This window comes from Shouchella patagoniensis, assembly GCF_002019705.1.
Classification (GTDB): Bacteria; Bacillota; Bacilli; order Bacillales; family Bacillaceae_D; genus Shouchella; species Shouchella patagoniensis.
The window spans coordinates 2,087,597-2,102,288 of record NZ_KV917377.1; the positions used below are offsets into that span (position 1 = coordinate 2,087,597).

17 protein-coding genes and 1 pseudogene are annotated in these 14,692 nt (G+C 39.3%); 5 read left to right on the forward strand and 13 right to left on the reverse strand.

All coding sequences use genetic code 11. The features are described 5' to 3' along the window. The first annotated feature begins 62 nt into the window (after positions 1–62). Both BK584_RS11070 and blaI read left to right on the forward strand, forming a co-directional pair. Positions 63–1,847 carry a BlaR1 family beta-lactam sensor/signal transducer gene (locus tag BK584_RS11070; protein WP_078392658.1) on the forward strand — a complete coding sequence of 595 codons (1,785 nt, stop codon included), beginning with the start codon at positions 63–65 and terminating at the stop codon, positions 1,845–1,847. 2 nt (positions 1,848–1,849) lie between these two features. Further along, positions 1,850–2,230, forward strand: a complete 381-nt coding sequence (gene blaI, locus BK584_RS11075) for a penicillinase repressor BlaI (protein ID WP_078392659.1) — start codon at positions 1,850–1,852, stop codon at positions 2,228–2,230. Between the two features lie 54 nt (positions 2,231–2,284). On the opposite strand, the gene BK584_RS11080 is transcribed toward blaI, so the two are convergent. The 7 genes and pseudogenes from BK584_RS11080 to BK584_RS11110 form a co-directional block, all read right to left on the reverse strand. Next, entirely contained in the window at positions 2,285–3,049 is a 765-nt protein-coding gene (locus BK584_RS11080) for a hypothetical protein (protein ID WP_078392660.1), read from the reverse strand. After that, a complete protein-coding gene (locus tag BK584_RS11085) occupies positions 3,033–3,968 on the reverse strand; it encodes an ABC transporter ATP-binding protein (protein WP_078392661.1) in 936 nt (311 codons plus the stop codon). Before BK584_RS11085 ends, BK584_RS11080 begins: the two co-directional genes overlap by 17 nt. A gap of 82 nt (positions 3,969–4,050) precedes the next feature. Then, positions 4,051–4,734, reverse strand: a complete 684-nt coding sequence (locus BK584_RS11090) for a response regulator transcription factor (protein ID WP_078392662.1) — start codon at positions 4,732–4,734, stop codon at positions 4,051–4,053. Positions 4,735–4,755: 21 nt separating this feature from the next. Beyond that, complete coding sequence (locus BK584_RS11095; RefSeq protein ID WP_078392663.1) at positions 4,756–5,700, reverse strand: sensor histidine kinase; 945 nt, start codon at positions 5,698–5,700, stop codon at positions 4,756–4,758. A 148-nt stretch (positions 5,701–5,848) separates the two neighbouring features. Continuing rightward, positions 5,849–6,547, reverse strand: a complete 699-nt coding sequence (locus BK584_RS11100; protein ID WP_078392664.1) for a Type 1 glutamine amidotransferase-like domain-containing protein — start codon at positions 6,545–6,547, stop codon at positions 5,849–5,851. Positions 6,548–7,274: 727 nt separating this feature from the next. Beyond that, positions 7,275–7,722, reverse strand: a pseudogene (locus tag BK584_RS11105) (GNAT family N-acetyltransferase). Positions 7,723–7,812: 90 nt separating this feature from the next. Then, complete coding sequence (locus BK584_RS11110; protein WP_078392665.1) at positions 7,813–8,391, reverse strand: O-methyltransferase; 579 nt, start codon at positions 8,389–8,391, stop codon at positions 7,813–7,815. Positions 8,392–8,620: 229 nt separating this feature from the next. Here BK584_RS11110 and BK584_RS11115 point away from each other — a divergent pair, with 229 nt between their 5' ends. The 3 genes from BK584_RS11115 (at position 8,621) to BK584_RS24585 (ending at position 10,777) form a co-directional block, all read left to right on the forward strand. Continuing rightward, the gene (locus BK584_RS11115) at positions 8,621–9,424 is read left to right on the forward strand and encodes a nucleotidyltransferase domain-containing protein (protein WP_078392666.1); all 804 of its coding nucleotides are present in this window, start codon (positions 8,621–8,623) and stop codon (positions 9,422–9,424) included. A gap of 256 nt (positions 9,425–9,680) precedes the next feature. Next, positions 9,681–10,487 carry a nucleotidyltransferase gene (locus tag BK584_RS11120; RefSeq protein ID WP_078392667.1) on the forward strand — a complete coding sequence of 269 codons (807 nt, stop codon included), beginning with the start codon at positions 9,681–9,683 and terminating at the stop codon, positions 10,485–10,487. A gap of 152 nt (positions 10,488–10,639) precedes the next feature. Then, the gene (locus BK584_RS24585; RefSeq protein ID WP_169871198.1) at positions 10,640–10,777 is read left to right on the forward strand and encodes a hypothetical protein; all 138 of its coding nucleotides are present in this window, start codon (positions 10,640–10,642) and stop codon (positions 10,775–10,777) included. A gap of 112 nt (positions 10,778–10,889) precedes the next feature. Here BK584_RS24585 and BK584_RS11125 read toward each other — a convergent pair whose 3' ends face one another. From BK584_RS11125 to BK584_RS11150, 6 genes are read right to left on the reverse strand one after another with little or no spacing between them, the layout of a single operon-like run. Next, complete coding sequence (locus tag BK584_RS11125) at positions 10,890–11,543, reverse strand: ABC-2 transporter permease (RefSeq protein ID WP_078392668.1); 654 nt, start codon at positions 11,541–11,543, stop codon at positions 10,890–10,892. Next, positions 11,540–12,397, reverse strand: a complete 858-nt coding sequence (locus BK584_RS11130; protein WP_078392669.1) for an ABC transporter ATP-binding protein — start codon at positions 12,395–12,397, stop codon at positions 11,540–11,542. The genes BK584_RS11125 and BK584_RS11130 overlap by 4 nt, the downstream gene beginning before the upstream one ends. Beyond that, positions 12,375–12,680 (reverse strand): YfzA family protein, encoded by a 306-nt coding sequence (locus BK584_RS11135; protein ID WP_139365653.1) that lies wholly within the window; start codon positions 12,678–12,680, stop codon positions 12,375–12,377. The genes BK584_RS11130 and BK584_RS11135 overlap by 23 nt, the downstream gene beginning before the upstream one ends. 16 nt (positions 12,681–12,696) lie before the next feature. After that, complete coding sequence (locus tag BK584_RS11140; RefSeq protein ID WP_078392671.1) at positions 12,697–13,311, reverse strand: ABC-2 transporter permease; 615 nt, start codon at positions 13,309–13,311, stop codon at positions 12,697–12,699. A gap of 3 nt (positions 13,312–13,314) precedes the next feature. Then, positions 13,315–14,172, reverse strand: coding sequence for an ABC transporter ATP-binding protein (locus BK584_RS11145; protein WP_078392672.1), 858 nt, complete (start codon positions 14,170–14,172; stop codon positions 13,315–13,317). Further along, positions 14,172–14,549, reverse strand: a complete 378-nt coding sequence (locus BK584_RS11150; protein WP_078392673.1) for a GntR family transcriptional regulator — start codon at positions 14,547–14,549, stop codon at positions 14,172–14,174. Before BK584_RS11150 ends, BK584_RS11145 begins: the two co-directional genes overlap by 1 nt. Positions 14,550–14,692 lie beyond the last annotated feature (143 nt).

Genomic DNA, 14,692 nt, shown 5'->3' on the forward strand with positions numbered 1-14,692 from the left:
TTAGAAGTGCTATGATAAAGGAAATGGAATGAACAACTGCAATAAGATGAGGAGAATATCAAATGGTCTTTTCCCAAATAGCGTTATCGCTAGTTTTATCAACCGTAACAATTGGAATCGTTTTTTTCATACGCAACGTGTTTCAAAAACACTTGTCTTTAAAATGGCGTTATCGCATGTGGTATTTAGTATTGGCCGCCTTAACGCTGCCTTTTCTGCCTATTAAACAGGTTCAAGGGCTATCTTCTTTTTTTTCACAAGCAGTTCACTCGCAAGACTCGGGCAGCGAGTCAGCAGCTCTACAACAAGGGACGACGACAACCACCGATTGGATGGCGGACTTTGGCGCTTCTGTTAGCCAAGCGGACTACACATGGATTCAATCAGGCTTTCTGCTTGCCTGGGTTATAGGAATGGCTTGGTTTACGTGGGTTACGATCCACTCTGCTTATCGCTTAAACCGTTTAATATGCCTGTCAACCTCTGTTGAAAACAAAGCAGTTCTCACACAATATGAGTGGTGTTTAGAGCAGGTTCAACTTAAATCAAAGCCGATTCTATTAGAGTCTTCATTGATTAAGTCGCCATTAACATATGGCTTGTTCCACACATACCTTGTTGTCCCGCACCAAATGGACAAACAACTGAATGACACAGATATTAAGCATATTTTGCTACATGAATTGCACCATGTGAAACACCATCACCCAAAAACAAATTACCTTTTTGTTCTCTTTCAAATCATTTATTGGTTCCACCCTTTTGTGTGGAAGGCTTTTAGTGAAATGAGACTGGACCGCGAGTTGAGCTGTGATGCAGGTGTCCTTGATTCATTAGGTGCAAGAAGCAGTAAAGCATACGGGCTGACGATTCTCCGGTTTATCGAAAAAAAGAATAACCATGCATCGTTTTCTGGATTGATTAATGGATTTGGTGGCGCCAAAAAACAAATCAAAAAACGCATTGAACATATTGTTTCGTTTCAAACAGATACAACAGCAAGAGGCATTAAAAGCGCGTTGCTGTTTAGTGCGATCGGCATTTTTGTCGTTAGCCAAATTCCTTTTTTAGCAGCAGTAGCGGCAACAGAGAACGACTATGTGTTCTCTGGAAATCATGTTGTTTCTGAAGAACTAGGCACTTATTTCGATGGCAAAACAGCCAGCTTTGTCCTTTATAGCCAGAATAAAGACCAGTACGAGATTTACAACAAAGAGCAGAGCACAAAGCGTGTTTCACCCAATTCAACTTATAAAATCTACAGTGCTTTAATTGGATTGGAAACAAATGCAATTCAACCTGAGCAGACCGCGATGACGTGGGATGGCACCTATTATGAATATGACGAATGGAATCAAGATCAAACCCTTGAGACCGCAATGGGCCATTCAGTTAATTGGTATTTCCAAGAGATCGATCAACATGTTCAACAAGAAGCGATCCAGTCATACGTAAACCAACTAAACTACGGCAACCGAAACGTAGCTAGCACAGAAAATCCCTTTTGGCTTGAATCGTCATTAACGATATCGCCGATTGAACAAGTGGAACTGTTAAATGCTGTATTTACGAACGAACAGTTCTTTCATACCGAAGCAATTGACACGGTAAAAAACGCGATGAAAGTCGCCGAACAACCCGACCGTACTTTATACGGCAAAACAGGCACAGGCATCATTAACAATGAAGCAGTGAACGGCTGGTTTATCGGTTTTGTCGAGACGTCAGAAGACACTTGGTTTTTCGCAACGAATATCCAAGAAGATGAAGAGGCATGGGGAAGCGAAGCTGCTCAAGCAACCTATGCCATTTTAGAAGACAAAGGCATATACAAAGGAGGCAACTAGGGATGACAAACAACATGCCAAGCATCACGGAAGCAGAATGGGAAGTGATGAAAACCCTTTGGAACCACGCTCCCCAAACGGCTAGCCAAATCATTGCTGCCTTTGACCAACAAGCGGACTGGAAGCCGAAAACGATTCGCACTCTCCTTGACCGCTTAACGAAAAAAAAAGTTGTCAAAGCAAACAAAGAAGAACGGGTTTATACGTTCAGTCCCCTATTTACAGAAGAAGAATGTCGCCGAGCGGAAACGCAATCCTTCATCGACCGTATTTACGGTGGAACAACCAAATCAATGCTCGTGCAATTCATTGAAGAAGAAGAATCGTTATCAAAAGAAGATTTACAGGAACTCAGGTCCCTGTTGGATGAGAAGCTTGATTAAATCGAAAGAAAGCCCGCTACACTAAAGTAGCGGGCTTTCTTTACGATGGAACTTCTATTTCAAGTCCTCTTTCATTTTATACCTGATTGCAATACAGGAGAATAATAGAATAAAAGCAATCGCCACACTAAATACATGGATGACATCACTTAGTTGATTAAAATCTTTAATCCGAACAATTGTGTTTACCAACAAATAGGCAGACACATTAAGGTCAGTGAAGAGAGATTCCAATGCACCCACAGCCATTCCAAAGACATTTAATGCTAAGATAATCCCCGTAACGATACTCGTCAACATACTTTTAAGAATCATCGTGAGAGACAAGATCACAATTGAAAATGCCCAGTGAAGTAAAAACTGACCAGCTAGCAATGTGGAAAGGTACCCCAAAGCACCAAGTGTCGCCTGTTGAAAGAAAATGGCTCTTCCAATTAAATCAGCAACAACCATAACGAGCATCATAAGCAACGTGAATAGCCCCAAAATCACTATTTTAGAGAGGACAGAATACATTCGTGCACGCTTCATGGAAATATAATTTTTATAAAAGCCGGCATTGTATTCACTCATATAAAAATATACACTAAATACCGTTACATATATCAATACCCAGGAAGGCGTTTGAGCCAACATTTGTTGAATGAATTGACTTTCATTCATATGGCTAATGAGCATGCCACCTTGTTCAACCGGTTGTTCGTATTGCTTTATCATAAAGATGCCGAAGATCTGGAAAGCAATAAATACGACCAGTAGAATATACATGATTTTGTTGGTTAAGAAGCGGTGTAAATCCATCTTAAACAGATTCATCATTGGATTCACCGTCCTCTTTCGTTCGCTTCAGAAAGTACTGTTCTAGACTTTGCTTATGCTTCGTAATGGAATGAACGGCAAGCCCATTTTCAATTAAGAGCTTTACCAGTTGATGATTCGCAACATGTGTATCATAAATAAACAGAGTCTGGGCGTCTATTACCTCGTAATTATTTATATCCAATCGCTGTTCAAGGATAGGTATAGCCGTTCTCACATCATCTAGTACGAGTTCAATTCGGTCTTCACATTTAAGCAATAGTTCCTCTTTTGAATGGATCTCGATGATTTCGCCATGATGCAAAATCGCATACTTGGTTGCGACTCTTGATAACTCTTCGAGGATATGGCTCGAAATAATGATGGTCATCCCTCTTTTATTTAAATCCAAAATCAACTCTCTCATCTCGGCAATGCCTTGAGGATCTAAACCGTTGATCGGTTCATCTAAGATTAATACGTCTGGACTCCCCATCAATGCGACCGCGATCCCAAGCCTTTGCTTCATTCCCATCGAATAGTTTTTGACCTTGGTTTTATTAAACTCGTCTAACCCGACAAGCCTCAATTGTTCGGTAATATGGTTTTTAGGGTTCTTTAGCCCGTAGGAAATCGCCATTAAATTCAGATTTTCATAGGCGGTATAATAGGGGAACAAACCAGCTTCCTCAATTAATAGACCCATTCGTTCAAAATAAGCATGATTTTCTTTCACTACGTGATCAAATAAACGAATTTCTCCAGAAGATGGATAAATCAATCCCCCAATCATCTTTAGTAACGTCGATTTACCAGCCCCATTTCGACCTATTAACCCAAAAATTTCGCCTTTTATCAATTTAAAATCAGCCTTTTTTACGGCTACTTTTGATTGAAAGTGTTTAGTCAGCTGTTTGACTTCAATAATGATTTCTGACATAGTAACCCTCCCCTTAAAGATAACGGTAACGAAAAGAAGCAAATCAATCGTCAAGTAATCGTTAAGAAAGTTCAAAGAAACATTATGGACTTAACCTAAAGCCAATTCCCCAAACAGTCTCGATATACGCCTCTTCCGTATGAGCTCTTATTTTGTGACGGATGTTACTAATATGAACAGTAATTGTCTTATCTTCCCCTAAAAATAATTCATCCCAAGCTAGGTGATATAAGTCCTGTTTTGTGAAGACTCGGGTTGGATTTTTTATTAATAGCTCAATGATTTTGTATTCTTTTCTTGTTACTTTTAACTGAGCATGGTTAATTGTCACGCTTAGCGTATCACTATTCAACGTTAACTGTTTATGCCTATATAAAGAGATGGATTCGACCTTGGCCTTTCTCTTTAATTGAACATTCATTCTGGCAAGTAACTCTTCCACTTCAAACGGTTTTGTGACATAATCATCCGCTCCTAGACGGAATAAGGTTAATTTATTGTCTAGTTTTTCTTTAGCCGATAATACAATAACCGGTGTATCACAATTTAATTCCGTTCTTAGTTCACGTATAAAGGTTTCTCCTGATAGACCAGGTAACATAAGATCTAATAAAATCAGATCATACACATGGCCAATCACATTCATTTTTCCCTCGCTACCAGAATACGCTTGCGTGCATAAGAAATTCTCTCTACGTAACACATCATAAATGATCTTGTTAATATGTTCATCGTCCTCAATAATTAAAATACTCTGCCGATTCATTTCAAGACACACCTTCATCTCTTATTTTGGTTTAACAAGAGCCACACTGATACAAAATGAATTCCCTTTCAATTCGGCATAAACGGAACCAGCCATTTTCTCTACAAGTGATTGAACGATTGAAAGTCCAAGTCCAGAAGAATGGTTGGTGCGTGATAAATCTTCTTTATAAAAACGAGTGAAAACATGATCAGAATGGAGTGAGTGGTTCTGCTTCAGCATATTGTTGAAGTGAAACAACACCTCATTCTCTTTCTCTTCATAACGAATGGATAAAGCACCTTCGCCATGCAAGAAGTAGTTTCTAATGATGTTTTCCCACACTCTTTCCAACGCACTTTCGTTTCCAATAATCACAATCGCTGTTTCGGGAAGTGTAAATATTGGCTCTTCGTCACTTTTGGAAAACTCCTCTACAAACGAAAATAAACTTCTTTTCAAACCATTGATCACGTCAATCGACTCAAGATCAAACACATAATCCCGGTTTTGCAATTTTGTATACAGAAACAGCTCATCAACAAGCGTTGTAATTTGTTTAATTCTTGTCTGGGCCATCTTGACATATTTCGTTTTTTCTTGAGCGTTTTCAGACCGATTCGCTAGTTGAAGGTAACCGTCAAGGGATGTCATTGGTGTCCGAATATCATGAGAGAGGCTTACAATGGTTGTATTGATTTCTTCGCTTTTTTTTATAAATTGCTGGTTCATGTCTCTTTGGTGCCGAAGCATCGTATTGCATACATCAATTAATTGAACAATCTCATTTGGCTTCATTTGCGTTTGAATAAACTTGAACGAATCATGCTTTGTGATAAAAGACAGTTGATCGCCAATCTCTTTAATTTGCTTCTTGTAATACAGTACATATACGGTTTGAATGATAAGTGCACTAGATAAAAGTACGAGGGCGATAAGCATTGGTTTACTTCCTTCCTCATCTATTTTGACTCTATCAGTATTCATTAGCCATGATTCATTGTTTCCATTATACGTTGTTTTCTAGTGTTTTTTACGAACTTTTATCAATCACTGGCCATTGGTTGATGAAGGCGATTCGATGCAAAAAAAACTTTCCTCTGCGAAGGGAAAGTTTCACCGTAACGACAATCAATCATTCTCCTAAAAAACGCGCATCCATTGTCGTTTCAACACTTTCAGTTCCTTCAATGTCGACATAATAGCTTGATGCACCCTTTCTGGAAGAAACAATTTTCTGCAAGTCTTGATCAATATAATGAAGCGCAACTCCATCATCAGCAGCGATTCCTGGCTTTACTTTCTTCTCTTCAATCAGTCGCCTATAAGCTGGCCTGCGCTCTTCTTCCCCGTCATAATGAGGACAATGACTTCCTTTCAATAACCCAAGACCGTTTATAGGTTCCAACCGATCTCCGTATGAATCCGTCACACCTTCTTCAAACCAACAAATCGATCCAGCACTTAAGCCTGTTAAAATGACACCATTATGCCAGGCTTGCATTAATGCTTGGTCGATGCCCCATTCTTTCCATAAAATTATGAGGTTTTTCGTATTGCCTCCCCCTACATAAATAATGTCCTTATCAAGAATGTACGCTTCCAAGTCTCGCGTTGGCGGCTTAAAAAGCGATAAATGCGACGGTTCACATTCTTTTGATGTAAACGCATGATAAAAACGTTGAACATAATCAGCAGAATCGCCACTCGCTGTTGGAAAAAAACACACCTTCGGGTTTCCTACTTTCGCCTGCGCCAATATGTAATCATCAAGAAGTGGGTTCTCTGGTTCCATCGAGAAGCCGCCTCCACCAAGTGCAATGATCTGTTTCATTCATATCCCTCCAGTCAAACAACTGTACATAAATACTACACGAATCATTTTAAAAAGACACACATCTCGATTGTTCTTAAAAGCTGTCGCGAAACAAGAGCATGCACCATTTTGGTACATGCTCTCGCTTCACTATTGGTTAAAGCGAGTTTTGAATCTAGTAAACATTGCATTAAATCGTGGTATACTAATCGTAAGTATAAACAGACGGCTCAATGGGCGGCGACACTCCTAATTGAAAGGGGGTGTTTGTCTTGTCACTTTTCGAAGCAATTTCTTTAGTAATCACTGTCGCATCGAGCACAGCCATGTTCATTATTGGATTGATTACGTTGTTTTTGCTTCTTAAAAATGACAAATAGCCCCTAGAGCCTAGCAACTCAATACAGGGGCTATTTTTGTATCACTTTAGCGCCAACCTTTGGGTTGACTACTCTGTTTTCGCCTATATGGTTGTGGTGGCCACCACATTCATATAGGCTTTTTCAGTATTGTCTAATTGCTTTTAGTTTATGCCTTTCCCGCTTTTCTGTCAACAATCCCCCGCTAGTTCTGCACCGTATCTTTTGTTAAACAAAGACAATTTGTGTTTAACTTCACATGTATATAAAAATAATTGAGAAAGCACTGGTCATTAAATTCTCTTAACTGCCCACAACTATAACGAAGCAAGAGAGACGCTCTCTTTCTACCAAGAACGTCTCCTGTTATCATTTGATTAAATTGGTTACGTGGAATGGACTACAGATACTCTGGGTGTTGATGCCGAGTACAACCAAATAAGTAACAACCTGACACCAAGCTTCTCAAGAACTCGAAATGAAGCACGATTCCAAGAGCGAACCGTTGACCATAGCCGTTTTCGTTCAGTAGCAACCGCCGCTTCCATAATAGCTGAAACAGCCTTTAGTTGCATAGCCATTACCATGGACTCTTTGAAACAATTCATACGCGATTTCTGGTTCTTCTAATGTAGAACGACCAATAATTAATCCACAATAACCAATAAAATCTTCTTCCTCTTTCCGGCGAACCGTGAGTAAACTTATACCGTTTTCAAATGCCTTCTCTCGAAAAGAAAGAACTTACTTTTGTGCGTCTTCATTGGACGGCTTAGCTCTTCCACGTTCTACAACAAGCTCTCGATACCAGCTTGCATCTGATTCTACCCACATATTTAAATATATAACTTAACATGCATAGAAGGAAATGTAGTTGTCATGTTTGCCTTCACGTTTGATTTGGGTTTTTCGCAAGACAGAATCTCAACTAACCTTCGTAGCAATGATCAATCCAGTTGACCAATTAAGTTTTGTAATCGCTAAGTTTGAATTGGATTCTATCACATTGATTAGTTTAATAATCTTTTCGTGATGCTCTATTGGCCAATCCTCTTGAGGAAGCAGATCATCAATTACATACAGGCCCCCTTCTTTTAATAAAGCCAGTGTTTCTTCTAATAAACTAAGTTTTCCGGGCCATGTATCCGCAAAAATAAAATCAAAAGTTTGTCGATGCAAAGACTTAATTAGCTCTCCCCCGTCACCAGTCACAAACTCCACTCGAGAATCACTACTTAAATAGTTTTTGGCGATTCTATGTAAATCACCATCGATTTCATTTGTAATCAAAGTCGAATGCTTGTCCATCCCTTCCAGTATCCAACTTGTAGAAAAACCCGCCCCTGTGCCCAATTCAAGAAATCGGCCATTCCTCTTCGTAGCAGCAAGAGTCCTCAGTAAACTTCCAGTCTCATAGTCACAGTTCATCGTAAAACCGACTTCCTTTACCTCTTTCATTATTTCTTTAGCTATACTTGGTGGACTTATAGTAAACTCATGCATTAACTTTCCTCCTGTCTAAACTGCTGATTAAGATCAACGCTCCTATTTATTGTTCCATTCAAAACCTGCACATTCCTTCCTGTAATTTATCTTGCAGCCATTGGAAACAGTTAAAAAGCCAGATGCACTCAGCATTAAACGATTGAATATTTCAAAAAATTACATTATGCTATGTAGAACATTCGAATAGCGAGAAAGAATGGTTAAGAAGAAAGGACGGAGTAAGATAATGACACATTTACGAGCTGGATACGGGTTGGACGCGGATGGCTTCATTATAAGCGACGTCGGTTTAGATAAGATCGATCAAGCTTACTTACTATGCATACAAGACTCTGCTGAAAAGCTTGCAACGTTATTTCCACATCAATTGCATAGTGTTTATGTTTATGGCAGTGTCGCAAGAGGAGAGGCTGTGGTCATTAAGTCAGATTTAGACCTTCTCGTTCTTTTTAATGAAACATTAACTACAGAGGAATTAACGGAGTTAAAGACACTTACAAGCGCTTTGTCGCAAGACTATCAATCTCTCGTTCGCGATGTTGGCATCGCCGTTGCCTACTACGACTATGTAGTTGATCCAGAGAATTACGACGAACAAGCATTCATTAAGGAACTCTGTGTTTGTATCCACGGAGAGGATATTCGCACTCGCTTTGGCCCTTACAAGCTCACATCGGAGATCGCTATCCGCTTTAATGGCGATATTCGCGAAGTTCTCGCTAGGACGATCATTCAATTAAAATCTGCTTCCACAGAGGAGCACCACATTCGTGTACAAGGCTTTGCGCGCAAGCTTATTCGAACATACTATTCAATGGTGATGGCACGCTCTCAGATTTGGACGACTAGACTTAACGAGCAGGCAGATGTTTTTCTTCACTATTATCCTCTTAAGAAATCAGTTATTCGCACTTTGTTAACATGGATCGAGGAACCACCGACAGACCGTGAACAAATACTAGCTCTTTTTCAAAGCGAAGGGGAGTGGGCTAGTCTGAACTTCGAACAAGAAGCTCGGGTGACTTCATGAGTGCATCCTATCACGTTTAAATAACTCTATTTAAAATCTCTTGCACACATCGCCAAATCATACAGTCCTTTGTTTTTTGGTCAAGAGAATCCTAAATCGAGCTTTTTAATGTTCATTGATTTCGTATCTATTCCTTTGTTATGCTAATTGAGATTCTAACATGAAGGGGGCACGATTATGTGTTGTTCATGTTTTCCAGTGGTTAATAACTCCTTATCTGACACTATAAAAATATAGTAGATAAAGGAGAGAGTGCATGTTAATTCAAGAAGAAATGATCCAAAAAGTAAAAGATAAATGCAAACGTGATGATACAGTTGTTTCGGCAATGATGTATGGTTCGTTTACTAAAGGCGAAGGCGATATCTATTCAGATATTGAATTCTATCTCTTTGTCAATAATGCGGAATATGATGTTTTTGATTCGTTGAAATGGATTTCAACATTAGATCCAGTCGATTTATTCTTTGTTAATGAGTACGGGACGGAAGTAGTCGTCTTTAACAATATGGTACGGGGCGAGTTTCATTTCCTCCCAGAAGAGCAAATAGAAATCATAAGATCGTTTAAACCAACAGGTGTTTTTCCTGATACGGGTTCTATGTTCATTTATGACTCAACGAATAAATTAAAACCCTTATTGGATTATTTAGGCGGCGCAGGACCAGATAGAAAAACAAACGAGAATGTTAATTTCGCTTTTAATCATTACGTCAATGCTTGGTTGATGGGGATTAATGTATTAAAAAGAGGGGAACACGCACGTTCATTGGATGTTTTATCACAGGTTCAAAAATACACGCTACAACTAATGAGAGTTGAAGGAAATACGGTGGAGCGGTGGTTAAACGGCACTAAAAATCTTGAAGAAGATTTATCTCAACAATCATACAAGGATTACGCTTCGATCACAGCTAAACTTAACCACAAGGAAATCCTACGTGCATATCAGCATTCACTAACGTTAATAGAAAGTCTCTATTTGACTTTACGCCACCGATATAAAGTAGATCTAAACGAAAGACTGATTAAGAAGCTATACGATTATGTAAACAACTCTTAATGAGTTAATTTGACGAATTTAAAGAACAACCTTTTTTCTATAAGGTTGTTCTTTTTCGCGCTTATCTATCTGGTCTCTTTCCTTTAAGTAAGAAAGGTGTCGATAGAGGATTCTCTTTTTCGAAGTATAAGAACGAGGAGTTTGGCCTGGGGATGCGGAAAGGTGATGCGGAACGTAGGATTTACTTCGAACAGGTGGAGATTTCACCGATTAATGTGGAGATTCGAGAAGAAAATGTGGAGATTCAAACGATTAATACGGAGATTACCTCGAAAAATACAAAGATTTAATCCTAAATACGGCAATTAATTATAGAACGTGGAGATGACTTCAAGATTGCGAGGATTATGTATTCAGATCGAAAAAAACCCGCCATATGATCAGACGAGTTCACTCACTTTATTAAAACTCCTTGCGCTTATACACAAGAATAGACACGGCATACGAGATGAGAAATAAGACAAAATTGATCGTCATGTAGCTTATTGAAAACATCAAATCGATATTCATACCTTGGAACAGATTAAGAGGTGCGATCCAAAGCTCGAATACAATGGCACTTAAGAAAAAAAGTCCTAACGCACCACCTCCACTTATCATATAAACCACTTCTGCTTTTTGCGTTCCGAGCAAGTACGTCAACGGATAAGCAACAAAGCCCATTGTAAAGGTAATGCCTAAAACATCCATAACGCCATAAACAAAGCCAGTACCTGGTGTCTGCCCAAAAACGAAATTACCAACTACATATGTGGTACCTGCAATAAGAAGTCCTGTAAACGTCATGAGTAAGAAAAACACATAATGGCTTTGGACAACGTGGTTACGCTTAACCGGTAACGTCATCACATATTTATCCCAGCCCGATTGTGATTCTTGTTTCAATACCTCAAGTGCTGCAGTGCCTATAATGACGATTGGGATAAAAGCAGCGAAACGTTGCGCCATTGCATTTTCAAAAAACAATAAGGCACAGGCCACGGCGAAACTAATTGGAACATAGTACTTAATTGACTTTTCAGCCGCATAATATTGATTTAACAGCAATCCCTTCATGCTTTGACACCTCTCATTAATAGCAATGTAATATCATCTATTGAAAATGATTTTGTTTTCATTGATGGGGGCAACGCTTCCTTATTAGAGACAAGAACATCCGTCGTTTCTCCATTTTTCCGGGATGCCACAATGAGGTTTTGCTCGATTTCCTTATACTGGTCGGACGTACACTGAACAATCGCATACTCGTTTAAAAGCTCCTCTTTCTTAATACGCAACAAGATTTCACCTGCTTTAATAAAGACGAGGAAATCGGCAATTCGTTCGATGTCGCTTGTAATATGAGATGAAAGCAAGATACCACGTTTTTGACCTTGTACAAACTCTTGCAAGACCGTTAGCACATCATCTCTTCCGCCTGGATCAAGACCAGCTGTTGCTTCATCCAAGATGAGCAGTTTCGCATCATGGGAAAGCGCGACAGCAACAGAAAGCTTCATCGACATCCCTCGTGAAAAGCTTTTGATTTTCTTTTTCTTTGGCAAAGAAAAAAAGTCAATGTAATGAAAATACGCTTCTTTGTCCCAATTTTTATAAACTTGCCCAAACACATTCCCAAGCTTATAGACCGTTAAATCGCCGGGTAATTGCATGGAATCAAAAACAACTCCAATATCTTCTTTCATGTGTACATGATTGGCATCCATTTCTTCACCAAAAACTTTCACTGTTCCGCTTTCTTTTCGTAATGTTCCTAAAATAGACCCCATCGTTGTGGACTTTCCTGCACCGTTCTCACCAATAAATCCAACGATTGAACCGTACGGAATTGAAAACGAAACATCCTTTAAACCAAATGTCGAACCACGGTATGTTTTCCTTAACTGATTAACCTCTAAAACGCTCTCCATCCTCGATCTCCTCCATCTTTTCCTCGTCATTCTTTCTTAAGATACTTGCGCACAAGCTCCAAATGATATTAAACACGACAAGGATTGCGGCGAATGCCAACGTCAAGTTAAGCTCATACGTATCAAATGGGGCAAAACGATCCACAAACCATCCATCAGGAACTAACCGATTCACTCGATCGAGTACGCGATCATTCCAATTCGGCTTCCAAGACCATGAATCAATCAAGTACAATGCTCCAAACCCTAGCAACAAACCTATACTGTTCTTCAACAATCTCAATAAATGAACACCCTTTCTACCTTGATTTCGTTTGAAAAATCTGAATTGAGAGTAGACACGACACAAGGAGGCAAGATGCTATGCCCGCAAGTATGATTGGCACCGTGAATGGGATACCTAGTTGTTCAATTTGCTGAGATAACCGATCATAGCTCACTCCCCCTAGAAAAAATCCCCAAAAAACAAGGCTGCCTATGACAAAAACATGAATCCCATAATGAACCACCTTACTACCTATCATGTAATACAGTGGGTAATAAAGTGCCAAAAACAAACCAAACATAGCGATTGAAAGCACCCAGTCCAACAAGAGAGTGGCTGTCAGAAAAGGCAGAATCCAATTTAACACAACAATAACAAGACTAAAAAGAACAACAATCGAGATGGAACAGAGGTACTTAGCCATCACGATTTGCTTTTGTGTAACAGGCAAACTACGGATGACCATATCCGTATGATTGGCTCCGTCCGTCCCATCACTAATAAAGGCATATAAGCAAGCAATAAAAACCGCTGCATAAACAGGAAGTTGCTTATCACCTAGGAGAAAGGCTCCTAGAAAAATGACACCCACAAGCACCATGAGACTGGATCGATAGACCGTCCATTCTTTCCTCAATAAACCCATCATTTTTTAGACCTTCCCCACTGTATACACCATAATGTCTTCAAGAGAAGCAGGTTCCATCACAACATGATCACCCATCAGACGTCGGACAATTTCCGCCTGGTTTGTGAGTCCTTCAAATCCAACCGACGTTTCCCGTACTTGCAAAAATAAGCTACGAATATCAGCATCCAATAAATCTAGTGCGCCACGAACGAGGAAATGATGCTCTTGTATCGTTTCCTTATCTTCACTAAACACCATCTCGCCGTTATAAATAAACGTGATGTAGTCTGCAATTTTTTCCAAATCGGTTGTAATGTGTGTCGAGAAGAAAATGGCCTTTTCCTCGTCTTGAATCACTTCCGCTAAAATATCGAGAATCTCTCTCCGACTCACAGGATCGAGAGCCGACGTTGGCTCGTCTAAAACGATTAACTCCGCATGATGAGATAAGGCAATTGCAATGGATAGCTTTGTTCCCATCCCTTTTGATAAGTGACCAATCTTCTTTTTCCACGGTAAATTCAGACGTTGCATGTAATACGCAAACACATCGTCATCCCAATTTGAGTAAAATGGAGCGATTACTTTTTTCATCTTTTCAACCGTTAAATGTTTATACAATTGATGTTCAGCGTAAACAAAACCGATTCGTTGCTTTATTTCTTTACTATTTGTCTTATATTCGTTGCCAAACACACGAATTGTGCCTGAATCTGCCTGAAGGAGGTTAAGCATTAATTTGATTGTCGTTGTTTTTCCAGATCCATTTGGTCCGATGAAACCGGTAATAAAACCTTTTTTCACCGAGAAAGAAACGTTCTTTAGCGCAAAGTCTTTATACGCTTTATGAACATTTGTAAATGTGACTACGTCTTCCATTACTCTTCCTCCTCATATAGCATCGTCAGCAATTCTTGTAGTTGTTGTAAGGAGATATTCAGATTTTTGCTTTCCACCACAATTTCAGCTAAACCTTCTTCAACCATCTTCAAACGCTTCTCTTGAATCAAATCATTGTTTTGCCCAGCAACAAATGACCCTTTCCCGACAAACGAGGTGATAAATCCGTCCCGCTCAAGTTCCTCGTATGCACGCTTAGTTGTAATCACACTAATTCTGAGGTCTTTTGCAAGTTTACGCATCGATGGCAGTGGATCGCCTTCTTTTATTTCATCACGCAAAATGCTTTGTTTGATTTGATTTTTAATCTGTAAATAAATGGGCTCCTGTGAAGAATTCGATAAGATAATGTTCATAATAACCCCTTACAATGTAATCTTTGTTTATATTGTATATGCACTATATATACAATGTCAATAAATTTGATCACTCCGATTTCTCACCTCTGATATACCTAAAAAACAAAGGCTTCTATTCCCTTAAGCAATCAAACATCATA